The organism is Streptomyces sp. NPDC058758 (genome assembly GCF_042746075.1).
Taxonomy (GTDB): Bacteria; Actinomycetota; Actinomycetes; order Streptomycetales; family Streptomycetaceae; genus Streptomyces.
On sequence record NZ_JBHYPS010000004.1, the window covers coordinates 283020 to 306198 of the forward strand.

Below are 23179 nucleotides of genomic sequence, written 5' to 3' on the forward strand. Positions count from 1 at the left end.
TGCCGAACCATCGAGGAGTGGCCATGAGCGACGACCAGATCATCAAGCCGGCGAACGTGCACATCACCGGCGGCGAGACCGCCGACCTGGAGACCAAGAACGTCCACATCACGGACGCCGAGGCCGCCGGCACCATAGCCGAGAAGATCGGCATCAAGAACGTGCACATCACCGAGGAGCCGGTCACCGCCGACAGCGGAACGGCCGCCCCGCTGGGCAACGTGCACATCACGTCGGAGCCGGCCAAGTAGACCACTCCCCACGGGGAAGACGGCACCGGCGGCGCCATCGGGGGAGCCGCCGGCGCCGACCACAGGGGTCCGTTCGACGGGGGAGCGCACGGTCCGGGGGAACGCCCGGCGGAACCAGGGGGGATCCGTCCGGCGAGGACCGTGCGCAACGCGATCGGACCACCGACGGGAGGGGCCGGGCATCTGCCCGGCCCCTCCCGCTGTTCGACGGTCGCGTGGTGTCCATTCCGCGCCGCTGAGGACCGGACACCGCACGTCTCACGGGTTCTTGTGCCCCGCGTCCGCACCCGCCTTGGTGAACCTGAGGTCCAGGGAGCACGGCACCTCGATGTCATCCGAGACGCAGAGGGTGCTTCCTCCCTCGATGACGTTGAGGTTGATCAGGCAGCTTCCCTGCTCGACCTCGTTGAAGGAGAGGTTGACCGTATCGCCCTCGGTGTATTTCTCCAGGGCCGATGACGTCTCCGGGCTGTCCGGGTCGGATCCCCAGAAGGCCCAGGTGCCGTCCCCCTTGCCCCGGGGGCATCCGCTTCCCGCGGACGCGGTGCCCCAGTCGATGCCCGAGGTGCTGAAGCGGTGGTCGGCCTGCAGGGTCACGGTCCCGCCGTTCCCGCCCGTCCACGTTCCGGACACCGATCCAGCGGTGACGCGGGACAGTTCCTCCGCACCGGAGCAGGCTGCCGAGAAGAACCCGACGGCCATCACCAGTGCAGAGATCCGAAATGCTCTTCCAAATGTGTTGACCGACATGGTCGTGAACTCCTCCCCAGACCTGTGGGCGGCCACGAGGCCGCCCACAGGTATTCCCTAGACTACTTCATCACGCACATGCAGCTGTTCAGCGGGAGGTTCTCTCGCCAGGAGAAATTCTGCGTAGTCGCCGCTCCGAAAGTCTTCTCGAAGAGCGGGTTCCACGATTTGGGTATGAAGTGGGTGGCGGATCTCCAGTCCGATGTGTTTGTCGCGGTGAACTGGAGCTGCACCGTTCCCTTGTCCCGGTCGACCGAGACGATCCGGCCCGTCGCAGAATAGGTGCCGAGGAAGGCGTCCGCCGAATTCCGCATGCCGACCGCTCCATTGCTCAGGGTTCCCGAGAGATCCAGGGCGGCCCCTCGCAGCGAATTCACGCGCCACCACGGACTGCCGGGCTCGGGCCCCTTGTCCTGGTACGAGAATTTGGCCTCCATCTTGGCGTTGGGGGCGCCCATGCCGTCCTTGACCGCCTGGCCGACGAGGATGGACCGCCACTTCGCGAATGTCGCGTCACTGGCGAGGATCGCCGTGAACTTGTCCCCGCCCCGGAAGTTCTCCTGGGGCTTCAGGGGGTAACCGCCGCCCCAGAACCATCCGAAGAACAGCGCCCTGGAGGATTCCCATTCATTGTTCGGGAGTCCTTCGTCGATGATTCCGTAGGTTTCTATGCTGTTCAGGTACCTGATGAAGCTCTGGAAATCTCCGAAGTGGCCGAGCGGCGGCACCAGGGTTCCCGTCAGGGGGTTGTACGTGGCGCCCGTCACGCCCTGGAGGGCGTAGCCGCCGCCCGTTCCCGAGGCGCCCGAGGAGCCCGAGGAACCGGAGTCGCTGAAGGTGATGGGCGGTTCGTCGCCCTGCTGGTAGGTCCAGTTGCCCGGGCCACCGCTCAGGGTCGCGTCGTTGTCGCTGAGGTACTGGCTGTCGGCGGCGCCACCGCGTTCGGTGATGATCTCCTTGAGGCCCGAGGGGTCGGACGCCGTCGCCGGGTGCTGGTTGGCGTAGCTGTAGCCGTTCAGCGACTGGTGCTGGTCGGGGGAGAGCAGCGGGTCGACGCTGATGAACTGGCCGAGGGCCGGATCGTACTGGCGGGCGCCGATGTGGGTGAGTCCGGTGCTCTTGTCGTCGGTCTTGCCGAGGAATCCCTTGTCGTCGGGCCAGGCGGTGCCGGTGGGGGTGCCGCGTTCGGCGCCGAAGGGGCTCGTGTAGCGCTTGCTGATCGCCTGGGTGGCGTCGGCGGAGACGGCCAGGCTCTGTGTGCCGTGGCGGTCGCCGGCCAGGTAGGTGAGCTTCTGGGTGCCGCTCTGGTTGGAGCGGACGGCTGCGGTGATGCCGCCGGAGGCGTAGTAGCGCTGCGCCCAGGTGGTGCCGTTGGCCCTGAGGTGCAGTTCGGTGGCGCCGGCGTAGAGGATCCGCTCGCCGCCCTGGGTGGCGCGGATCAGGAGGTTTCCGTCGGCTCCGTAGAGGTAGTCCGTGCTCTTGCCGGACTCGGTGACCTTGCCGAGCTTGCCCTCCGGGGACCAGATGAGGTCCTGGGTGCCGGTCTTGCCCGGGCGCTTGGTGGTGTTCCCGGCGGTGTCATAGGTGTAGGCGCGGGTGGGGGTGGTGCAGTTGGCCGCGGTGCTGGTGCCGGTGAGGGCGTGGGGCTGGGTGCTCGTGTAGCAGTACTTGGTGGTGGTGTCGCCGGTGGTCTTGTGGACCGTCTCGGTCGCGCGCTGGCCGGCCTGGTTGTAGGTGTAGCCGGTCCAGTACGGGGCCGGACCGGACAGCGCCGTGGCGCTGCGCGGGACGGAGCAGTCTCGGGACGTGGGGGTCCAGGCTTCGGTGAGGCGGCGGTGGCCGTCGTAGGTGAAGCACTGGGTCTCGGCCGCCGAGGTGCCGCCGAGGGTGGTGGGGTCGGCGATCGCGGTGACGTTGCCGTCCTGGTCGAAGGTGTAGGTGAGGTCCTGCAGCATGTACGGGTGGGTCTGGTCCGTGACGTGGCTGCGGGTCAGGCGTCCGGTTCCTTCCTCGAAGGTCTGGGTGACGTACAGCTTCTTGTGTTCCTCGGAGTCGGCCGTGCCCATGATCAGCTGCTGCCGCTGGCCGAGGGCGGAGTAGTCGACGCCCAGCAGGTAGCCGGTGGCGCCGGTGATCGAGGCGAGGTTGCCCAGGGTGTCGTAGCCGTAGCCGACGACCTCGGCCTGCAGGCCGCCCAGAGCCGGTTCCTTGGTGTTCTGCAGGGTCCCGTCGATGTTGTAGGCGCTGGTGTAGTCCACCGCGGCGGGTGCGCCGGCCAGGACGAACGGGTCGTTGGCGGGCAGCTGGAGCCTGCTTCCGACGGGCCGGGAGAGGGTGTCGTAGGCGGTGACGCTCGTGGTGTACGCCTGGCCCGTCTTGCCGCCGACGTAGCGGGTCGAGGACGTGGGCAGGCCCTTGAGCAGGGTGTCGTAGGTGTAGGCGGTGAGCTGGTTGGCGTCGGTCTTCGAACCGGACCAGGTGGCCACCGGCCGACCGAGCTCGTCGTAGTCGGTCAGGACGGACTGGCCGCGTGAGTCGGTGGCCTTGACGGCCTGGTCGAGGGCGTTGTACGCGGTGAGGGTCTCGCCCTTGTCCGGGTCGTCGGAGGTCGTCTGCCTGCCGAACAGGTCGAACCCGTAGGACCAGGTCGTACCGTCCGGGCCGGTGATCGACGTCTGCTTGCCGTCCAGGGTGTAGGTGAACGCGGTCGACGTGTACGAGGAGCCCGTGGTCGCACCGTAGCTCGTGTCGGCCGGGTCCGTTCCCGCGTACGCGCGGGTCTCGATGGTCCGGCCGCGGACGTCGGTGACGGTCCGGGTGGCCGATCCCCCCTGGAGCGCGGAAGTGGCGGTGGAGTCACCGGTGTAGCTGGTGGACGTGGACCACTTCTTGACGCCGAACACGTACAGCGAGCTGGTGGTGGCCCGGCCGGCGCCGTCGAAGACGGTTTCCGTCTGGGTGGGAGCCTCGCCGTACTCGGCGCGGGCGTACGTGCCGGTCGGGGTGGCCGTGGTGTCGAAGATGTCGGCATGGGTCTGGTACGCCATGCCGCGGGTGTCGTAGCGGGTGTCGGTCAGCAGCCGGCCGCCGTGGGGGGTCGGCGACTGGGTCTGCAGCGGGCGCAGCAGGGAGTCGTAGATCGCGTAGGTGGTGTTGTAGGTGGTGCCGTCCTTCTTCAGCGTCGCGGTCGACACCCAGGGCTGCTCGGTGTTGCTGAGCGAGTAGGCGTACCTGCTGTTGGGGCTGTAGCCGGCGGCCCTGTTCCGGTTGGGCAGCCACACGTCGGTGAGCCGCCCGAGAGCGTCGTAGGCCAGCTCCGTCTTCTTCGTGTTCGCGTCGAAGGTCTGCTGCGGCTGCCCACGTCGCGGGTCGATGAAGCTGGCCGACTTGTGGCCCTTGGCGTCGGTGACGACGGTCTTGGTCAGCGGGCCGGCGGCGGCGGGGGTGTAGGCCGTGCCGGTGGTCCTGCCCTCGATGTCGGCCACGGTCAGAGGGCGGCCGAGCTCGTCGTAGGTGGTGGAGGCCACCTTCTGCCAGCTGGGCGCCCCCGCGGTGCCGTAGCCCTGGGCGCGGCCGGTCCAGGTCGCCAGGCCCCTGGTCGGCTTCGCCGTCGCCGACCAGGTGGTGGCGCCGTCGTAGGCGACCGCCGTGTCGGAGAGCACGTCACCGCGGCGCGTCGAGTCCACCGGCAGGTCGAGGTCGGCGTCGGCGACGGAGCACGGCCTGCCCACGATCCGGGTGCGCGAGACGGGGCTGGTCAGTCCGGTGGCCTCGTTGCGGGCGTACCAGGTGAGCTTGCAGGTCTCGTCGCCGGAGGTGCCGTACAGGCCGGAGTCCTCCTCGGTGACCGGCATGCCGTACGCGTCGAAGGTGCTCTGGACGGCCCGGTGGCGCCAGGTGTCCGAGGCCGTCAGGTACGTGTACGTGGTGCTCTGCCGGGTGCGGACGTACCGGGCGACGTGGTCGGCCGCGTCCGGAACCCCGGTCTGTCGGGCGGTCTCCTTGGACCACGGCTGGGACGCGCTGACCGAGATCGGCTGAGCGCCGTTGTAGACGACCTTCTCACGGAGCTGACCGGAGTACTGGTCGCTGTCGGTGAGGGTGGCGAGTCCGACGGCGGGCTGGGCCAGCGGCGCGACCGTCACCGACTTGGTCGTGCCGTCCTTCTTCTTGTCCCCGTCCATCCCCTGCATGTAGAGCGAGACCGTCTTGGAGCGGGTCCGCTGCAGGGCGCCGGTGTAGACGGTGACCTGGCGGTAGCCGCGCCAGTCGGACCAGGTCCGCTCGTCCTTCGGGGTGAGCGGCTCGTCGCTGTAGTGCCAGGCCGCGCCCGTGTACTCGTAGGCGTTCTCGACGGCCTCGTTGTGCCCGGAGGGGTCGGAGACGGAGACGGCGAGCACGCGGTACTTGTGGAACCAGTCGACCGAGGCTTCCGAGGAGCCGTTGACGTTCCAGTACTGCGGATAGCAACTGCGGGTGTTGGTGTCCTGCGCCGCGCCCAGCACCTCGCTGCGGACGCACTCGGGTGACGAGAGCGCGACCGTGGTGATCGCCCCGGTCTCCGACGTGACGGTGGAGACGCGGGGGCGGGTCAGCGGAAGGATGTCATCCGTCGCGTCGACCCGGTTGGGCCGCATCTGGTACGTGAACGAGATCGGGTTCATTCCGATGGCGGTGGTGCCCGCCTTGCCCGTCCGCTTGATCGACTGCAGCGTCAGGACCTGGTCGCTGGTGTCGCCGATGTCACCGCCGTCCAGGTACTGCTGGGTCAGCGCCCAGGAGTCCACCGGCTCGTAGGTGCCGGTCGCGACGGCCCAGGAGTAGGTGTTCACCGCGGTGAGGCGCTTGCGGGAGAAGAACGCCGGCGACGTCGCCAGGCACTCGTCGTCCCCGCTGGCGCAGATCGAGTCGAAGGGGACGTCGGGCCAGTTGTCGGCCGTCTCCTTCGTCAGTGAACCGCAGTCCGACGCGGTGCACCGCTCGGCGTACCCGAAGGTCACCTTGGCGTCGGCGTCGTCGGTGAACAGCGCGCCCTTGCGCAGACCGTACTTGATCTCCTTGAGATAGCCGCCGCGGGTGTAGGAGGCGTCGGCGGTGGTGGCGTCGTTCTTCTTGTAGAAGTTGTCCTCCTTGGCGTACCAGTAGGTGGAGGCGTTGCCATGGACGTCCTCGACGTAGTCGAGGTTCCAGCGCCACGCCTGCCGCAGCGACCGGTCCGCGAACGCGTCGCCGCCCGCGTAACCGGGCTCACCGGAGTCGTCACCGAAGACCGGCACGGTCCAGGCCGAGTTGGTCCGCTCGGTGGTGGCGCCGTCGAGCTTGTCCAGGCCGAAGACGTACCGCGTGCCCTCGCCGGTGGTGACGCTCCAGTACTCGCCGTCGTCGTCGCCGTTGTCGGCGCCGAGGGAACGGACGACCTTCGAGGCGTCGTCCCCCTTCAGGTGCCACTCGCCCGTGGCGGTGTCCTTCACCAGCCGCGAGGATTTGCCGTTGAGCACCACGCGGGCGTTGTCGTACTTCCAGCACAGATCGAACACGTCCGTGTGGCCGTCGTCATCACAGGGGCCGTAGCTGCGCTCGATGTAGGACTCGGTCATCGAGAAGCCCTCGCCGACCGAGGTGCCCTGGTTGTTCGTCGTGGCCGTACGGCCGTCGATGCTTCCCGAGTCGTACGACAGCGACATCGTCGGCGACGGACCGGCTGCCGCCGGCGGCAGCGAGAAACCGTACGACCAGGTGAACGAGCCGGAGCTGGTGCCGGCCTGCCAGGAGGACGACTCCGCCAGTGCGGTCGCGGAGTAGTTGCCCGTGCCCGAGGGCGACTGGCCTCCCCCGGCCGCGGTCGCCGTCACGGCCAGAACCGTCGCGCCTGAGGCTTCGGAGCCCAGCTGCGTCGAGACGCCGTCCTCGCTCGCGGTCAGCGCCACCTGGGCCGAGACGGATTGCTCGCGTACGTCGTTCGTCGACTTCAGCGGCTTCTGGGTACGGCACTCCGCCTTCTCCGGAGTCGTCAGCGCACAAGCGGGGAGCTGCACCATCCGCAGGCGCTGCGCCCAGCCACCGCCCACCTTCGAGGCGAATCCGGAGTAGTCGACGGAGACGCCGGCCGGGCCGGCGGCGTTCGCCTCCACGGTCAGCAGGACACCGGTGATGCCGGCCTCGGCGGCCGCCTTCTGGTCCAGGACCGTGATCCGAGCCGTCTCGGCGGGAGTGCCGTTCGCCTTCGCCGTCTTCGGTTCGACGGTCACCGGGACACCGCCCGGTTCCGCAGTGCCCGCCCTGCCGCCGGAGAGCGGCAGGGTCGCCTCGCCGGACCGTGGCCAGGCGCCAGCCTGTTCCGCCAGGGCCCGTCCGGCCTGTGCGGCGTTGATCTGCCGGTCGGCGGCCACCTTCGCCCGGGCCTTCTCCGCCCCCAGGCCGTCGACCGTTCTGACCTTGCTCACCCGCTGGTCGGGCAACTCGGGTCGGCCCAGGCCCCCCTTGTCGTCCGCGGCCCGTGCCACCGGCATCAGTCCCACCGGCATCACCATCGCCAACGCCAGCGCGTGGACGAGGGCGCGTCCGCGTCCCCGTCTCCCACCACCGACCCGTCTTGTCATGACTGCGTCAACCCTCATCTGCTCCGTCCCTGTCGTCCTCAAAGCGGATCGCCTTGTGCGGATCGCCTGCGCTGATTGCCTGCGCGGATTGCCTATGTGTTTCACCGCGGCCGTACACGACCGCGGTGCGGGCAGCGGCAGTGCCGCTGCCCGCACGAGCGGACCGGGTCAGTCCCCCACGGTGGTGCTGATCTGGTCGGAGCCGGCCATGGCCCCGGCCCACACCCTCACTTCCGCGATCTTCGCGGGCAGGTAGTGCTTCCACTCGCCCGACGTGAAGCCCTTGCCGACGGCGAAGTCACCCGAACCGAGCTTGGCCGTGAACGGCGTCTCGCCGTTGTCGTTGTGGCCCAGGTAGAGGCTGATCGTGCCCGACTGCGCGTCGTGGACACCGGTCAGACGAACCAGCCCGTTGAGCTTCGCCTCCTCGGTCGAGACGACCGAGGAGAACGTGCCGTCGGCGTTCAGCCGCCCGAAGTGCCACTTGCCGACCACCACGACGTCGACCGGGTTGAAGTCCCCGTCGTACACGGTGTCCTTGCCGACCATCTCGAACCAGAAGCCCCACGCCGAGCCGTCCTCCGTACGCTGGCCCAGCACCTGGCCGACGTACGGGTTCTCCGGGCTGACGTCCTTGGTCGCCAGCTTGTCCTCGTCCAGCTCCACCTGCGTGGTGACGGTGAAGGAAGCCGTGTCGTCCAGGAGAGGGCCCGCGGCCGTCGCCGAGCCGTCGACGCCGTCGAGGACGATGTGGCCGTCCTGGAGCGTCGCACCGCCGGACAGGGTGAGCGGCCGGCCGTAGCCCGAGGTGGTGTCGGTGACCGTGGTTCCGGAAGCCATGTCGGCGGACCAGTTCGCCACCAGCTCGGCGCCCGCGTAACCCTGGGAGATCAGGGCCTTCGCCTGCACCGTGACCTCCTCGTCGATCAGCGCGCGCTGCCAGGCGGACACCTCGTCGATGGAGCCCTTGAAGGGTGCGGTACGAGCGCCGGCCCAGAGGTTGCGTCCGATGTTGAAGGGGCCGGTGGCGGACCAGGAGCCGGGAACCGTCTTCGCGCCCTGCAGCTTGCCGTTGACGTAGAAGCGGATCTCCTTCGTCTCCGGGTCGTAGCTGCCCGCGAGGTGCGTCCACGCCCCCACGAGGGGAGCGGTCTGGCTGGTCACGTTGGCGTGCGTCACCGTGGAGGCGTCGTCCTCCTTGACGCCGAACGCCCAGCGGTCCCATTCCTTCTCGTACCAGAGCAGGAACGGACTGGACTTCGTGCCGTCCTGGGCGAGGACGGCGCCGTCCTGCGTCTTGCCGTCCAGCCGGACCCACGCCGCGACGGTGTACGGCAGCCCCGTGTTCAGCACGGGCGTGCTGGTCGCCGCGTAGCCCCCCGTGCCGTTCAGCAGCAGGCCCTTGTCGTTCACCGGGGTCGCCAGCGGCGCTCCCTGTTCGTCGTGCGTGACCAGCCCGAGTCGTCCACGGCCGTCCCGCACCGCGCCGCCGGCCAGGGTCGCGTCCTGGCGTATCCCGCCACCGCCGAACGCGGTGTCGACCGCCACGCCGCTGGACTCGTCGAAGTGCCAGCGTGCGACCGGGTCCTCGCCGCGCGCCACCTTGAAGGCGAGCGTGCTCTGCGCGCCCGGCCGGCCGAAACTGTCCACGGCCCGGACGTAGATCGTGTACTCGCCCGACTTCATGGGCCGGTAGCTGGCGGTGAAGAGGCAGGGGACACCCGGCTGGCACGTGGAGGTCCAGGTGGCCGACTGGCTCAGCCGGTACTGGAAGTTCGTGACGTTGTCGTCGACGGCCGCAGGCGCGAAGAGGAAGTTGGCCCTCACTCCGGGTCCGCCGGAATCCTTGCAGGGTGCCGCGGGATCGGCACCGGGCGCGTCATCGGTCAGGCACTCGGAGTACGGGGCGCGCAGCAGGACCTGCGGCGCCTTGGGAGCCGAGGAGTCGACCTTGAAGTAGCAGAAGCCCGAGGAGCTGCTGGAAAGATGGCTCGATCCCCCGTTGTAGAAGGAGTGGGTCCACGCCTGGTATCGGTACAGCTTTCCGTCGTTGAGCGCGGACCACTTGAGCGCGGCGAGCTTCCCGTCCCCGAGGTAGGTGGTCGAGGGCGCCACGGAGCCGTTGCCGGCAGGGGTGTCGCTCCAGGTCCCGTCGGCGTTCTTGTGGTCCAGGTCGAAGTAGATCCGCAGCTGGGCCTCCTGCTCACCGCCGGCCTTCGTCTGCGCGACCGCGTTGAGCGTCGGATACGGATCGGACACCATCGCCGGGTCGGCCTCCGACCTGTTGCAGACCGTGCCGGTACCCGTCTTCAGGCCGACGCCGGTCGGCCTGTCGGGAAGACCGACGAAGTCCACCGCGAGAACGGCGTCGTTGCGGAACCGCTTCCAGGCCGTCGCGTCCGTCTCGTCCTGCGCCCTCAGCTGCAGGGTGAGCCGGGAGATGCTGCCCGCCGCGAAGGCCTTGACCGTCGGGGTCAGGTTCTCGTTGGGCTCCTCGGGGTTGTCGTGGAACTCGATGGGGGCGGTCGGCGAGTCGGGGTCGCAGAGGGAGCCCCGGCCCGCCGAGATGTGCCTGTCGACCATCCAGTCGACTTCCTTCGGCCGGGTGGACCAGGTGGTGGCGGAGGAGATGTTGTTCGTCCGGACCAGATCCACCCAGCGGGGGTCGCACTGGAAGGCCCACGGCTCCGTGACACGGAAGGTCGCGTCCAGGACCTGCTTGCCCTTGAGCTTCTCGGGCGAGAACTCGAAATAGAGCCGCTGGACGTAACCGGGACCGCAGTAGTAGCCGTTCCATTCGCCGCACTTGCCGACGCCCTGGCCCCGGTCCTGGTCTCCGTTGCCCCAGCCGTACGACTCGTAGCCGTCCGAGCGCAGCAGGGTCCGCTCCGCCCCTCCCCAGGTCACCGTGGGGTCGATGTACAGGGGGAAGTGCTCCGCTTCCGTCCCGCGGAGCATGTCCGCGTCCGGTACGACGGTCAGCGCGTCGGAGGTGACCTTGACGTCCATCGCCGTCACCGTGTCGCCGGCCGACGGCTCACCGGTGTCGCGGCCGTCGTCGTCACCGGAGGCGGGCTCCGGCGACGACGACGGCTCCGACTCGGATCCGAGCATGGTCGCGGCGCCGCTCACCGAGGCCTCGGGGCTCTGGGTGGGGTCGGGGCTCTGCGCGGTGCCGGCGGCACCGGCCGAGTCCCACATCTGGGCCGGCGGGGCACGGAAGACCCGATTGCCGTCCGCGTCCACCGCGGCGAGGTTGCCGGCCTGCCCCTTGACGATCTTCAGGCCTTCGGCCTTCAGGGAGTAGTCGATCTGCTGGAGCTTCGGATTGGCCGCGGCCTCGGGCGTCTTCACGACCAGGAGGTGGCGGAAGCCTTCGCTCGAAGCGATCACCCGAAGGTCGACGCCCTCCATGACCTCCCGGTAGATCGCGTTCGAGCCGTCGAGCTCGGGCACGGGAAGCCGCTCCGGCCAGCTGAGGGCGAGCGACCTGCCTTCCTCCTCGATCCTCACCAGCGGATCGCCGGTCCCACCGCCGGAGAACTTCATCGCCACGGCCGACGCCTTCGGCGCGATCGATCCGTCGGCCCGCCGTTCCAGGGTCGCGTCGGGGGTCTGCCACCCGCCACCGGGCTTGGCCGCGCGAACGGGAACAGCGGACTCCTCCAGCGTGAAGCTGTAGCCGTCCGGGTTCGCGTAGACGGTCGTGTGCTCGGTCCGGTCACCGACCACCTCGACCCGGACGCCCGACTCCTTGGCATCCGCCAGCGCCTGCTGCGCCTCTGTCGGTTCCGCCGCGTCGACCGTCGTCGGCACGGCGGCCGACGCCACGGACGCGCCACTGCCGAGTGCCGGTACGGCCGACAGGACCATGGCCGCGGCGACGCCCGCCATGACGTGGCGTCTTCCCTTGCCGGGCGCCGCACCTGTGGCCCGTCTCCATCTCACACTCATCCCCACCCCAAAGCAGCTCAATAAAGGCATTCAAAACATGACGGATATTTCATGCGTGCGTCGTCGCGCGGCCGGTGACGCGGAGCGTCGCCGCGAGGGTCACCAGTCGGCGGTGCCGATCTGCTTCCGCGCCTCCAGGCCCGCCGTCCTGCCGGGGTAGAGGAACAACTTGCCGCTGGCCGTCTCCACGCCCACCAGGTCACCGTCGGCGCTTCCGACGAAGTCCCCGCCGGCCAGGTCACGCATGCTGTTCCAGCCGCCGCTGCCGATCTCGGCCCGGACACCGAGACCGGTGCCGGCGCCCTTGTACCACCAGAGCTTTCCGGTCGAGGTCTCCGCCGCGACGACATCGCTCCTGCCGTCGTCACCGAGGTCGACGGAGACCAGGTCGTGCATGCTGTTCCAGCCGCCGCTGCCGATCTCCACCCGGGTGCTGCCGCTGGCGATCGCACCGGCGCCGTTCCCCGGGTAGAGCCAGAGCTTTCCGGTGGAGTCCTCGACCGCGACGACGTCGGCCTTACCGTCTCCGGTGAACTCACCGGCCACCAGGTCGTGCATGCCGTTCCAGGCACCGCTGCCGATCTCGACCCGGGCCGTCAGCCCCTTGCCGACGCTCGGGTAGAGCCAGAGCTTTCCGGTCGCCTGCTCCACGGCGACCAGGTCCGACTTCGTGTCGCCGTTGAAGTCACCGCCCGCGAGGTCGTGCATGGCGTTCCAGCCGCCGGTGCCGATCTCCACCCGCCCGGCGCCCGCGTACATCCACAGCTTGCCGGTGGACCGTTCCACGGCCACCACGTCGTCGGCCTTGTCACCGTCGATGTCGGACACCACGACCTCGGCCATGCCCACGGTCGCCGCACTCGCCGCGGCCATCATGGCGTCGGGGTTTCCGGAGCCGGGCGCCGACACCGGCCGGGTCGCGCCTCCGGACGCCACGTCGAGAGGCACAGCCGTGTAGACGGCCACCGCCGCGCCGCCGGCGGCCAGAGCCGCCAGCAGAGCCCTCACGCCCAGTCGGCCGAATCCATATTTTCGCGTCACGCCACACCCCATGTATGACAAAGAGAAGTTCTGGAAATTCGATATCTCCTGTTCGGACAGCCGGAGTTCATGGCGGAACTTCGGGTCCGACGGAAATCGGAGCGTCCCGGATGCCGGTCGGCGGATCCGGGACGCCATTCCGCGTGCGGAAGCGGGACGCCGCCGCGAAAGAAGGCGGGGCTACTGCCAGGTCATGTTGTCGGTGCCCGCGCCGGGGGTCGGGTCCGCGAGCGGGGCCACGGCGACGGCCACGTCGGCTTCGGCCGGAGCGACGGTGAGGGCGGTGGTGCCGACGACAGCGAAAGCGACGGCGGCGAAAGCGACGGCGACGGTCTCGGCGATACGGGTGCGCAGCATGGCGGGGTCCTTGTCCCTGAGTGAGCAGTACGTCTCCGGATCACATCCCGCGGTGATGCCACATCCAGTGTGCCGACCGGTCCTTCCCGGCGACGGGTCCAGTCTTCTCCCAGCTCAGACCCAGGAGAAGGGCGTTCCTGTGGACGGAACGGGCCATGGACGGATCAGTCCAACCGGTCCGGACCGTCGACGGTGAAGGTGTCGTAGACGGGGGCGAGAAGCGGCACGTGTCCCTCGACGAGGGTCCACCCGGCCAGCTCGGGCCGCCCGTCCAGCACGCGCCGACAGACGCTCAGCGCCGCCGCCTCCGCCTCTCCCAGCCGGTCGGCCAGCACGTAGACGCCCAGGACGACGCGGGTGTGCGAGGGAGCGTGGACGGTGACGTGCTCGACGTGGCCGGAGAGGTCCGCGTCACCCACCCAGGATTCGATCTCGCCGGGAACCGGAAAGTCCGCGGGCCGCCGCATATGGACGTGAACCAGATACATGCTCCTCAGACTTCCAGGGTCCGGCCACGGCATGCGGACCGCTCTCGGGCCTGTTCGGGACAAGGCCGGAACCGTCCAGCGCCGCGGGTTCTCCCCACGTGCCTGGTTGCCCCGTGCATGCACCTGACATGATTGCCCGGCCGAAGGGCCCATTGCCGAACAACATTCCGGGGGGGATGTCAGAGATGCTCGTCGAACTGGGACTGAACGAGACGGCGGAGGCCGTGTACCGCGTCATGCTGGCCCATCCGCAGCATGGTGTGCACGCCATCGCGCAGAGCCTGAACCTGGAAGAGGAGCAGGTGCGCCGCGCCTTGGACACGCTGAGCGAGCTGACACTCGTCCGGGCGTCCTACGAGTCCCAGGGCGGGCTGAGAGCCGTGCCGCCCGCCCTGGGCATGGAGGTCCTGATGGCACGCCAGCAGGCCGATCTCGCGGCACGCCAGCAGCGCCTGGAGGCCTCGCGCGAGGCGGCGGCCCGGCTGATCGCCGACTACGCGGCACTCACCCCCGCGGCATCGGTGCCCGGCGTCGAGCAGCTCATCGGGCTCGACCGGATCCGCGACCGCCTCGCCACCCTCACGCGCGAGGTGCGGGAGGAACTGCTCGGCCTGAACACCGACGGCGCCCAGACCGCCGAGGCCATGGAGGCGTCCCGCCCCTTGGACCAGGAGCTCCTCGACCGGGGGGTGCGCATGCGCACCGTCTACCTCGACAGCGTGCGGAACGACGAACCGACGCTCACCTACGCGGACTGGCTGACCACGCGAGGCGCTCAGGTGCGCACCGTGCCGATGCTGCCCACCCGGATGATCGTGGTCGACCGCAGGACCGCGATCATCCCGCTCACGACCCGGGACACGGCGGCCGGAGCCGTGGTCCTGACGAGCGACGGCCTCGTCACCGCCCTCTGCGCGCTCTTCGAAACCATCTGGGCGACGGCCCGGCCGCTCGGCAGCGGATCCGTGCCCGACGAGCACGGGCTCACCGCCCAGCAGGGCGCGACGCTCCGGCTCCTCGCCTCGGGCCACACGGACGAGGCCATAGCCAAGCGTCTGGGAGTCTCGTCCCGCACGGCCCGGCGCATCGCCACCGACCTCATGGACCGGCTCGGCGCCCGGAGCCGCTTCGAGGCGGGTGTCCGCGCGGTCCAGCAGGGCTGGCTCGCGCGGAGAGGCTGAGGCCGTTCCGGCGGCGCCGCCGGAACGGCCCACAGCCGCGGCCTCCCCTCAGCCGCGGGCGTACGACCCCAGCCCCACCAGGCAGTAGACGTACTCGCTGATGGTGGTGCCGTTCATGGTGTAGCGGTGGGAGAAGGCGTACTGGGTCTTGGGGTTGGCGTTGCACCTGTTCATGTCGGAGGTCATGGGGAAGGTCTGGATGACCTTGTAGTGGGCGTCCGAGGCCGAGCAGGGGACTTCTTCCACGCCGCTGACGGACTGGGCGGTCTCGGAGTCCGGGAGGGTGCCGTTGAGGCAGGTGCCCTTCTCGTAGGGGTCGGGCTCCTCCTCGGTGGGGGTGGGGTCGGCCGTGGGGTCGAGGCCGAGGTCGAGGCTGGGGAAGGGGGAGACCGAGAAGGTGGGGACGGTGGGGCGGGAGTCGGCCGGCTCGTCCCTGTCGTTGCTGTTGAAGAGGTACGCGCCGCCGACGATCGCGCCGATGACGAGGAGCGGGACGAGGCAGCCGGCGACGCCGGACCGGTCCTGCCGAGGGGGCTGGGCGCCGCCCGCGACGGTGATGCGGAGGAGGACCGTTCCGCCGGCGAACCGGACCGGGACGAGGTCGCCGTGGCGGCAGGGCGGGACGTGGAGCCGGGTGGGGCCGCCGGGCAGGGTGACCGGGATGGCGACGCCGGTGGCGGCCTGCTGCGGGGTGAGGGTGAGGGGGATCTCCTGCGTGGACACCTGCTGCTCCTCGGGTCGGAGGGGGACGGGAGTGCGCGCCTCTATGACGTGTCCACGCGGCGGGCCGGTTGCCGCCGCGGAGATCTTTCTGTAATCGGATTCCAATCCTCCGGAACGGTGGGCCGTACGCCTCAACCCCGCTTCCGCAGCTCCCCCTTGACCACCTTCCCGCTCGCGTTCCTCGGGAGTTCGGCGACGAACTCGACCTGTCTCGGCACCTTGTAGTTCGCCATCTCCCGCCGCGACCAGGCGATCAGGTCGTCGGCGGTGACCCGCGCGCCCGGGCGGCGGACCGCGAACGCCTTGCCGACCTCGCCGAGCCGGGGATCGGGGACGCCGATGACGGCGACGTCGGCGATGTCCGGGTGGAGGCCCAGGAGCTGCTCGATCTCGGCGGGGTAGGCGTTGAAGCCGCCGACGATGAACATGTCCTTGAGGCGGTCGGTGATCCGGAGGTTGCCGGCCCCGTCGAGGACGCCGATGTCGCCGGTGTGCAGCCAGCCGTCCGGGTCGATCGCCGCGGCCGTCGCCTCCTCGTCCTCGAAGTAGCCGCGCATCACGTTGTACCCCCGGACCAGCACCTCGCCCGTGTCCGAGAGCCGGACCTCGGTGCCGGGGACGGCGCGGCCGGAGGTGGTGGCGACGGTCTCGTCCGGGTCGTCGCGGTGGCACATGGTGACCAGGCCGCTCGCCTCGGAGAGGCCGTAGGCGGTGAGGACGGTGGTGACGCCCAGCTCGGCGCGGAGTCGCTCGACGAGCCGCAGCGGGACGACGGCCGCGCCGGTGACGACCAGGCGGAGGGTGGACAGGTCGTGGGCGGCGCGGGCCGGGTGGTCGAGGAGCGACTGGTGGAGGGTGGGCGGGCCGGGCAGCACGCTGATCCGCTCGGCGGCGATGTTGGCGAGGACGGTGTCGACGGTGAAGACGGGCTGCGGCACGATCACCGCGCCGCGCATCAGGCAGGCGAGGACGCCCGCCTTGTAGCCGAAGGTGTGGAAGAAGGGGTTCACGACGAGGTACCGGTCCCCCTCGGCGAGGCCGGCCAGCGCGGCCCACTCCTCGTAGCAGCGCAGGGTCTGGGCGTGGCTGATGACGGCGCCCTTGGGGCGGCCGGTGGTGCCGGAGGTGTAGACGACGTCGGAGGGGGCGTCGGGGTCGATCGCGTCGGCGCGGGCCCGCACGCGCTCCGCCGGGATCCGGTCGCCCTCGGCGAGGAAGGCCTTCCAGGTGGTCCACTCGGCCTCGTCGGGCGCGGTGTCGCCGAGGACGACGACCCGCTCCAGGTGCGGCAGGGGGACCCCGGCGCGGCGCAGCGAGGCGACGTACGAGGTGCCGAGGAAGGTGCCGGTGACGAAGAGGAGCCGGGCGCGGGAGCGGGCCAGGACGTCGGCGGCCTCGGCGCCCTTGAAGCGGGTGTTGAGCGGGACGAGGACGGCGCCCGCGGTCACCGCGCCGAGGGCGGCGACGATCCAGTCGAGGCTGTTGGGCGCCCAGACCGCGACCCGGTCCCCGGCCCGGACGCCGGTGGCCAGGCAGGCGGCGGCGGACCGTTCGACGCGGGCGGCGAGTTCGGCGTACGAGACCCGGACGCGGCCGTCGACGACCGCCTCCCGCCCGCCCCACCGCTCCCCCGCCGCCCGGACGAGTCCCGGGATCGTGCCCCACTCCAGGTCACCGCGCATGCCCATGTCCCCAGCCTCCCTGTAGCTGACTATCCGTCAGATTAGTTGTAGCCTGACGCGCTGTCAGCAGTGCTGCCCCAGAAGGAGGTCCGGTGCTCAAGGACGCCACAGCCATCGTCGGGATCGGTCAGACTCCCTTCGCGAAACACCTCCCCGAGACCGAGAAGGCCCTCGCCTGCCGGGCGATCCTCGCCGCCCTCGACGACGCCGGCATCGCCCCCTCCGAGGTCGACGCCTTCGCCTCCTACACCATGGAGGAGACCGACGAGGTCGAGGTCGCCAAGGCCATCGGCGCCGGCGACGTCACCTTCTTCTCCAAGGTCGGCTACGGCGGCGGCGGCTCCTGCGCCACCGTCGGCCACCTCGCCGCCGCCGTCGCCACCGGCCAGGCGAGCGTCGGCGTCGCCTGGCGGTCCCGCAAGCGCGGCTCCGGACCCCGCCCCTGGAAGAACACCGCCGTCCAGCTCCCCACCCCCGGCCAGTGGACCCGCCCCTTCGGACTGCTCCGCCCCGCCGACGAGATCGGCATGCTCGCCCGCCGCTACATGCACGAGTACGGCGCCACCCGCGACCACCTCTTCAACGTCGCCCTGGCCTGCCGCAACCGCGCCAACCAGAACCCCGACGCGATCATGTACGAGCGCCCGCTGACCCGCGAGATGTACATGACCTCCCGCTGGATCAGCGAACCCCTCTGCCTCTTCGACAACTGCCTGGAGACCGACGGCGCCCTCGCCTGCGTCGTCGTCTCCGCCGAACGGGCCCGCGACTGCCGCCAGAAGCCCGTCTACGTCCACTCCGCCGCCCAGGGCCTGCCCGCCCAGCACCACGGCATGGTCAACTACTGGAACGACGACCCGCTCTCCGGACCCGCCTGGACCGCCGCCCGCCACCTGTGGAAGAACGCCGACTTCGGCCCGGACGACGTGGACGTCGCCCAGATCTACGACGCCTTCACCCCGCTCGTCCCGCTCTCCCTGGAGGGCTACGGCTTCTGCGGGCGCGGCGAGGGCGCCGCCTTCACCGAGGGCGGCGCCCTCGAACTCGGCGGCCGGCTCCCCCTCAACACCGGCGGCGGCGGCCTCTCCGAGGCGTACGTCCACGGCTTCAACCTCATCAACGAGGGCGTGAAGCAGCTCCGCGGCACCTCCACCGCCCAGGTGCCGAACGCCGCCACCTGCCTCGTCACCGCCGGCGAGGGCGTCCCCACCTCCGCCGTCCTGCTGCGCGCCTGAACCCGAGGAGCTGATCCGTGTGCTGAACCCCGTCATCGACGAAGACGGCGCCCCCTTCTGGGAGTTCACCGCCCGCGGCGAACTGAGGATCCAGGCCTGCGCCGAGGAGGACTGCGGCGAACTCCGCTTCCCGCCCCGCCCCTGCTGCCCGCACTGCCAGTCCTTCGCCACCGAGTGGCGGCTCATGTCCGGCCGCGGCCGGATCTGGTCGTACGTGCTCCCGCACCCGCCGCTGCTGCCCGACTACGCCGCCCAGGCCCCCTACAACGCGGTCCTCGTCGAACTCGCCGACGCCCCCCGCATCCGGCTCGCCGGCAACGTCGTCGCCGCCCCCGGCGCCCGCCTCGACTCCGTCGACCCGGCCCGGCTCCGCATCGGCGCCGCCGTCCGCGTCGCCTTCACAGAGATCGACGGCCTCGCCGTCCCCCGCTGGCTCCTGGAGCGCGGATGAGCGCCCCCGGGATCCGCGTGGAGCGCGACGAGGAGACCGGCGTCGCCGTCGTCACCCTCGACCGGCCCGAGCGGCTCAACGCGATCACCCTCGCCATGGCGGACGGCCTCGGCGCCGTCTGGCGGGGTTTCCGGTACGAGGACGGGGTCCGGGCGATCGTCGTCACCGGCGCCGGAGGCCGGGCCTTCTGCACCGGCATCGACCGCGACGACGCCGGCCGGGTGCCGCAGCCCTCCTCGCCGTACACCCTCGACGACCCGCTCGTCGCGATCGGCCCCAAGGCCAACGACCTGTGGAAACCGGTGATCGCCGCCGTCGAGGGCATGGCCTGCGGCGGCGCCTTCTACCTGCTCGGCGAGGCCGAGTTCCTGATCGCCGGCGAGACCGCCACCTTCTTCGACCCGCACACCACCTACGGCATGGTCAGCGCCTTCGAAACCGTCCACATGGCGCAGCGGATGCCCTTCGGGGAGGTCGCCCGGATGGCCCTCATGGGCTCCGCCGAGCGGATCTCCGCGCGCCGGGCGTACGAGACGGGCCTGGTCAGCGAGGTGACGGAGCCCGGCGGGGCGCTGGCCGCCGCGCGGGAGGCGGCGGCCGTCCTCGCCTCCTGCCCCACCGGGGCCGTCCAGGGCACGGTGCGGGCCCTGTGGACGGCCAAGGAGGCCGTCAGGTCCCAGGCCCTCGCCCAGGCCCCGCACCTGGTGACCCTCGGCAACCTGCCGGCGGACCGGCAGGCGGAGCTGTTCACGACCCGGCGGACGGGGTACCGGACGCGGTAGGGGCGAGGATCTCGACCGCCTCGCGGACCACGCACCGGCGGACCTTGTCGACGGCCCCGGGCTTCGTCATGCCCACCTCGAAGTCCAGCCGCTCCCCGGCCCCCACGGTCACCGTCTTGACCGCCGTGTCGACCGGGGAGCCGGTGCCGTCCCGGAACTCCAGCGTCACCCGGTAGGTGTCGGTGGTGCTGTAGAGCCCCTCGTTGACGATCCGCAGCGTCGCCGTGGTGTCCGCCTTGCGGGCCGGCTTCCCCTTGCGCTTCTTCTGGGCAGGCTTCACGCAGTCGACGACGACCACGTCGACGCCGGGGCCGGGGCCGGCCGAGGAGGTGGGCGTCGGGTCGGCGGTGTAGCCGTTCCCTGAGCCGGAGTCGGAGCCCCCGGACCCGGAGCCCTCGTAGTCGTCGTTGTCCTTCTTGTCGCTGGAGCAGCCGCCGCCACCGCTGCTCTTGCTCTTGCTCTTGCCGCTGCCGCCCTTGCCCCCGCCGCTGCTGCTGGTCTGGAAGCCGGTCAGTGCCAGCACCACGACCGTCAGCACGGCGGCCATCTTCACCCGGGTCCGCACCATCGTCGTCTCCCCCGTCCGTCCGTCATGTGCGCGCCACACCCTAGCGGGGACCCGGAGCCCGCATGGCGGGCCCCGCCCGGCGGGCGTAGCGTCGAGAGCGAGAGAGCCGGACCGCGAGAGCCCCCGAGGAGGCCCCCCGATGATCCGCAACGTCGTCGGCTCGGTACTGGCCCTCGCCGGAGCGACGGCCGCCGTCTGGAGCCCCTTCCGTGCCTGGTACGACGGCCGTCACGGCAGCGACTACGCGATCGGGGACCTGTTCACCGGCATCACCGGGGACGAACCCGGGGTCATCGGCTCGATCCTGCTGCCCTTCGCCTTCGCCGCCCTCGTCACGCTCCTCGGCGTGGTGCTGCGCTCCCGGCTGCTCGTCGCCGTCGCCGGGGTGATCGTCCTCGGCTTCACCGTCCTGTGGATGGTGCGGGTCGGGCAGGCCGAGGGCGGTCTGGTGGTCTCCGGGGACGGCCGCGGGCTCGGCGACGGCGTCGCGAACGCCTTCGGCGGCGGGGTGCTGATCCTCCTCGGCGCGCTCGTCATGTCGGGCCGGGCCAGGAGCCACCGGCTCGCGCCCGCCGCGCCGCCGCCCACGCACCCGACGCTCGACGGCCCGCCGCCCGCGGAGCCCGGGTACGGGGCCGGCGCCCCGTACGACGCCGAGACCCGCTCCCTGCCGTACGCCGCCCCCGGACGCTTCGACGTCCCGGTCGACCCGCCGCGGCGGCAGCCGCCCGACCGGGACGGCCGCCCGCCGGACTAGCGGGCCGAGCCCCGGCCGGTGGCGGTGCCCTTCGCCGCGTCGAGCGCGTACACGCAGCGGTCCTTGCTGCACGCGTACACGACGCCGCCCCTGACCACCGGGGAGCCGGTGATCTCGCCGCCGGTGGCGAGCTTCCAGCGGAGCTGTCCGCCGGTCGCGTCCAGGGTGTAGAGGACGTGGTCGGCGGAGCCGAAGTGGACCCGCCCGTCGGCGACGACGGGGGTGCCCACCAGCTCGGCGCCGGCCGCGAACCGCCACCGGGGGGTGCCGGTGACCGCGTCCAGGGTGTAGAGCGCGCTGCCGCTGCCGACGTGCACGTTCCCGTCCGCGACCAGCACCGGTTCGGCGGACTGGCGCTGCTCGGTCGCGATCCGCCAGCGGTCCTGGCCGGTGGTGGCGTCGAGGGCGTAGACCGTGCCGAGGTGGTCGGCGAGGTAGACGCCGCCGCCGGTGACGGCCGGGCCGGGCGCGAAGGCGGGCGGGGCGAGGAAGACGGCGGGCGCCTCGAAGTGCCAGCGGACGTGCCCGGCGGCGATGTCGATCGACAGGACGCGGGTGCCGGCGGAGACGTACACGCAGCCGTCCTCGGCCGGGGCGACCCGCACCGGCACGTGCCCGCAGGAGGCGGCGTCCCCGATCGGGTAGGACCAGCGCTCGGTGCCCGTCCGGGCGTCGAGGGCCCGGAGCCGGGCGTCCTGCCAGACGTACACGGTGTCGCCGTGGACCGACGGGCCGGCCTCCGGGGTCTCGAAGTCCGTCTGGCAGCCGGTGACCTCCCACAGCTTGGCGCCGTTGGACGCCTCCCAGCCCTGCACGCCGCCGCCCCGGGTGCCGGTGACGACGGTGCCCCGGTCCACCTGGAGGGAGTACACCCAGGCGTCCGTGCGGTGCCGCCAGCGCTCGCCGCCGTCGGTGGCGTCCAGCGCGTACAGCGTCGGCCCGTCGGAGGCGTGGATGCGGCCCTGGGCCACGGCCATCGACCAGGCCACGTCGCGGGTCTTGAACTGGCGGCGGCCGGAGCCGGTGTCCAGCGCGTGCACCTCGAAGGAGGTCACGTAGAGCAGGTCGCCGTCGACGACCGGCGTCCCCCACACGTCGTTGGACATGCGGAAGCGCCACGGCCGCCACGGGCCGGGTTCGGGCGGCGCGGTCTGCTGCGGTACGGGGGCGGGCGCGGGCGCCGGGGCCGCCTCCCCGCCGGGCGGGCGGACCCAGCCGGTGGCGTGCGGGTCGGCGGCCTGGCCGAGGGCGAGCGCCGCCCGGGTGTCGGCCACCCGGGGGCCGGGCCCGATCGGCACGGTGGCCCCGCCGAGCCGCACCGGCCCCCCGGACTCCTCCGCGGGACCCGCGTGCCGGCCGCCCGCGGGGGCGGGATCGCGCGGGTCGCCGGACCAGCCGCCGCCGTCGGGCTGCCGGGGCGGGCGCGGCGGCATCGGCGGCGGGGTGACCGGCGGCGGCGGGGCGGGGCGGCCGCCGCGCCGGGTCTCGATCATGGTGACGGCGGACTCGGGCAGCCACGCGGAGGCGGTGCCGCTGTCGTCGCTGCCGGGGCCGAAGAGGTGCGGGGCGAGCATGGCCTGGAGGTCGGCCGGGGTGGGCCGCTGGGCCACGTCCATCTGCATGCACGCCTCGATGAGCGGCCGCAGCTCCTCGGGCATGCCCTCCAGGTCGGGGCCCTCGCGGAGCAGCATGAAGACGGTCTCGACCGGGTTGGCGCCGTGGAAGGGCGCGTGCCCGGTCGCGGCGAACACCAGCATCGACCCCAGCGAGAAGACGTCGCTGGCGCCGGTCACGCTGCGCGAGTCGCGGGCCTGTTCGGGCGACATGTAGGCGGGGGTGCCCACGGCGACGTTGGTCATCGTCAGCCGCGTGTTGGAGACCCCGGACGCGATGCCGAAGTCGATCACCCGGGGCCCGTCCTCGACGACGAGCACGTTCGACGGCTTGAGGTCGCGGTGGACGAGCCCGGCGCCGTGGATGGACTGGAGGGCCTCGGCGACGCCGGCGGCGAGCCAGCGGACGGCCTGGGCCGGGAGCGGCCCGCACTCGTTCACTATCTCTTCCAGCGAGGGCGCCGGGACGTACGCGGTCGCGAGCCACGGCACGGCGGCCCGCGGGTCGGCGTCGACCACGGCGGCCGTGTAGAAGCCGGACACCGCCCGGGCGGCCTCCACCTCGCGGGTGAACCGCACCCGGAACAGCTGGTCCTCCGCGAGCTCCGTGCGCACGGTCTTGATCGCCACGCGCCGGCCGGACGCCGACCGCGCGAGATAGACCAGACCCATGCCGCCCGCGCCGAGCCGGCCCAGCACTTCGAAGGGCCCGATGCGTCTCGGGTCGTGCTGCGTCAGCTGTTCCAC

16 protein-coding genes are annotated in these 23179 nt (G+C 71.3%); 6 read left to right on the forward strand and 10 right to left on the reverse strand.

The window, feature by feature from the left end; genetic code table 11:
• Positions 1-23 precede the first annotated feature (23 nt).
• Entirely contained in the window at positions 24-251 is a 228-nt protein-coding gene (locus ACFW6A_RS07725) for a hypothetical protein (protein WP_351841593.1), read from the forward strand.
• Positions 252-509: 258 nt separating this feature from the next.
• On the opposite strand, the gene ACFW6A_RS07730 is transcribed toward ACFW6A_RS07725, so the two are convergent.
• The 6 genes from ACFW6A_RS07730 to ACFW6A_RS07755 all read right to left on the reverse strand — a co-directional run bounded on the left by ACFW6A_RS07730 (position 510) and on the right by ACFW6A_RS07755 (position 13371).
• Positions 510-1001 (reverse strand): hypothetical protein, encoded by a 492-nt coding sequence (locus tag ACFW6A_RS07730; RefSeq protein ID WP_351841595.1) that lies wholly within the window; start codon positions 999-1001, stop codon positions 510-512.
• A gap of 62 nt (positions 1002-1063) precedes the next feature.
• Complete coding sequence (locus ACFW6A_RS07735) at positions 1064-7525, reverse strand: RHS repeat-associated core domain-containing protein (RefSeq protein WP_351841789.1); 6462 nt, start codon at positions 7523-7525, stop codon at positions 1064-1066.
• Positions 7526-7768: 243 nt separating this feature from the next.
• On the reverse strand, positions 7769-11494 hold the full coding sequence (locus ACFW6A_RS07740) for a LamG-like jellyroll fold domain-containing protein (RefSeq protein ID WP_386639337.1): 3726 nt from the start codon (positions 11492-11494) through the stop codon (positions 7769-7771).
• A 159-nt stretch (positions 11495-11653) separates the two neighbouring features.
• Positions 11654-12562, reverse strand: coding sequence for a VCBS repeat-containing protein (locus ACFW6A_RS07745; protein WP_351841599.1), 909 nt, complete (start codon positions 12560-12562; stop codon positions 11654-11656).
• Positions 12563-12775: 213 nt separating this feature from the next.
• On the reverse strand, positions 12776-12952 hold the full coding sequence (locus tag ACFW6A_RS07750) for a hypothetical protein (protein WP_386478379.1): 177 nt from the start codon (positions 12950-12952) through the stop codon (positions 12776-12778).
• A gap of 164 nt (positions 12953-13116) precedes the next feature.
• Entirely contained in the window at positions 13117-13371 is a 255-nt protein-coding gene (locus ACFW6A_RS07755) for a hypothetical protein (RefSeq protein WP_351841603.1), read from the reverse strand.
• A gap of 254 nt (positions 13372-13625) precedes the next feature.
• Between ACFW6A_RS07755 and ACFW6A_RS07760 the strand changes: the two genes are divergently transcribed.
• A complete protein-coding gene (locus tag ACFW6A_RS07760) occupies positions 13626-14621 on the forward strand; it encodes a LuxR C-terminal-related transcriptional regulator (RefSeq protein WP_351841791.1) in 996 nt (331 codons plus the stop codon).
• A 48-nt stretch (positions 14622-14669) separates the two neighbouring features.
• Here the strand turns inward: ACFW6A_RS07760 and ACFW6A_RS07765 are convergent, their stop codons facing one another.
• Both ACFW6A_RS07765 and ACFW6A_RS07770 read right to left on the reverse strand, forming a co-directional pair.
• Positions 14670-15344 carry a hypothetical protein gene (locus tag ACFW6A_RS07765; RefSeq protein ID WP_351841605.1) on the reverse strand — a complete coding sequence of 225 codons (675 nt, stop codon included), beginning with the start codon at positions 15342-15344 and terminating at the stop codon, positions 14670-14672.
• A 131-nt stretch (positions 15345-15475) separates the two neighbouring features.
• The gene (locus ACFW6A_RS07770; RefSeq protein ID WP_351841793.1) at positions 15476-17026 is read right to left on the reverse strand and encodes a FadD3 family acyl-CoA ligase; all 1551 of its coding nucleotides are present in this window, start codon (positions 17024-17026) and stop codon (positions 15476-15478) included.
• 92 nt (positions 17027-17118) lie between these two features.
• On the opposite strand from ACFW6A_RS07770, the gene ACFW6A_RS07775 reads away from it, so the two are divergent.
• From ACFW6A_RS07775 to ACFW6A_RS07785, 3 genes are read left to right on the forward strand one after another with little or no spacing between them, the layout of a single operon-like run.
• Positions 17119-18261, forward strand: a complete 1143-nt coding sequence (locus tag ACFW6A_RS07775; RefSeq protein WP_351841607.1) for a lipid-transfer protein — start codon at positions 17119-17121, stop codon at positions 18259-18261.
• Between the two features lie 19 nt (positions 18262-18280).
• Positions 18281-18712, forward strand: a complete 432-nt coding sequence (locus tag ACFW6A_RS07780) for an OB-fold domain-containing protein (RefSeq protein ID WP_351841609.1) — start codon at positions 18281-18283, stop codon at positions 18710-18712.
• Positions 18709-19494, forward strand: coding sequence for an enoyl-CoA hydratase/isomerase family protein (locus ACFW6A_RS07785; RefSeq protein WP_386639340.1), 786 nt, complete (start codon positions 18709-18711; stop codon positions 19492-19494). The genes ACFW6A_RS07780 and ACFW6A_RS07785 overlap by 4 nt, the downstream gene beginning before the upstream one ends.
• Here ACFW6A_RS07785 and ACFW6A_RS07790 read toward each other — a convergent pair.
• Positions 19460-20062 (reverse strand): hypothetical protein, encoded by a 603-nt coding sequence (locus ACFW6A_RS07790; RefSeq protein ID WP_351841613.1) that lies wholly within the window; start codon positions 20060-20062, stop codon positions 19460-19462. The genes ACFW6A_RS07785 and ACFW6A_RS07790 overlap by 35 nt on opposite strands.
• 139 nt (positions 20063-20201) lie before the next feature.
• On the opposite strand from ACFW6A_RS07790, the gene ACFW6A_RS07795 reads away from it, so the two are divergent.
• Positions 20202-20819: a hypothetical protein gene (locus ACFW6A_RS07795; RefSeq protein ID WP_386639343.1), complete on the forward strand. Its 618-nt coding sequence runs from the start codon at positions 20202-20204 to the stop codon at positions 20817-20819.
• Here ACFW6A_RS07795 and ACFW6A_RS07800 read toward each other — a convergent pair.
• Positions 20816-23179, reverse strand: a complete 2364-nt coding sequence (locus tag ACFW6A_RS07800; RefSeq protein WP_351841617.1) for a PQQ-binding-like beta-propeller repeat protein — start codon at positions 23177-23179, stop codon at positions 20816-20818. The genes ACFW6A_RS07795 and ACFW6A_RS07800 overlap by 4 nt on opposite strands.

What these genes read in the sequence shown, in the direction of transcription:
- ACFW6A_RS07795 (WP_386639343.1), top strand. Translation starts at nt 20,202, where the DNA reads ATGATCCGCAACGTCGTCGGCTCGGTACTGGCCCTCGCCGGAGCGACG.
- ACFW6A_RS07790 (WP_351841613.1), bottom strand. Translation starts at nt 20,062, where the DNA reads ATGGTGCGGACCCGGGTGAAGATGGCCGCCGTGCTGACGGTCGTGGTG.
- ACFW6A_RS07730 (WP_351841595.1), bottom strand. Translation starts at nt 1,001, where the DNA reads ATGTCGGTCAACACATTTGGAAGAGCATTTCGGATCTCTGCACTGGTG.
- ACFW6A_RS07785 (WP_386639340.1), top strand. Translation starts at nt 18,709, where the DNA reads ATGAGCGCCCCCGGGATCCGCGTGGAGCGCGACGAGGAGACCGGCGTC.
- ACFW6A_RS07740 (WP_386639337.1), bottom strand. Translation starts at nt 11,494, where the DNA reads ATGGCGGGCGTCGCCGCGGCCATGGTCCTGTCGGCCGTACCGGCACTC.
- ACFW6A_RS07725 (WP_351841593.1), top strand. Translation starts at nt 24, where the DNA reads ATGAGCGACGACCAGATCATCAAGCCGGCGAACGTGCACATCACCGGC.
- ACFW6A_RS07750 (WP_386478379.1), bottom strand. Translation starts at nt 12,952, where the DNA reads ATGCTGCGCACCCGTATCGCCGAGACCGTCGCCGTCGCTTTCGCCGCC.
- ACFW6A_RS07735 (WP_351841789.1), bottom strand. Translation starts at nt 7,525, where the DNA reads ATGCCGGTGGGACTGATGCCGGTGGCACGGGCCGCGGACGACAAGGGG.
- ACFW6A_RS07760 (WP_351841791.1), top strand. Translation starts at nt 13,626, where the DNA reads ATGCTCGTCGAACTGGGACTGAACGAGACGGCGGAGGCCGTGTACCGC.
- ACFW6A_RS07770 (WP_351841793.1), bottom strand. Translation starts at nt 17,026, where the DNA reads ATGCGCGGTGACCTGGAGTGGGGCACGATCCCGGGACTCGTCCGGGCG.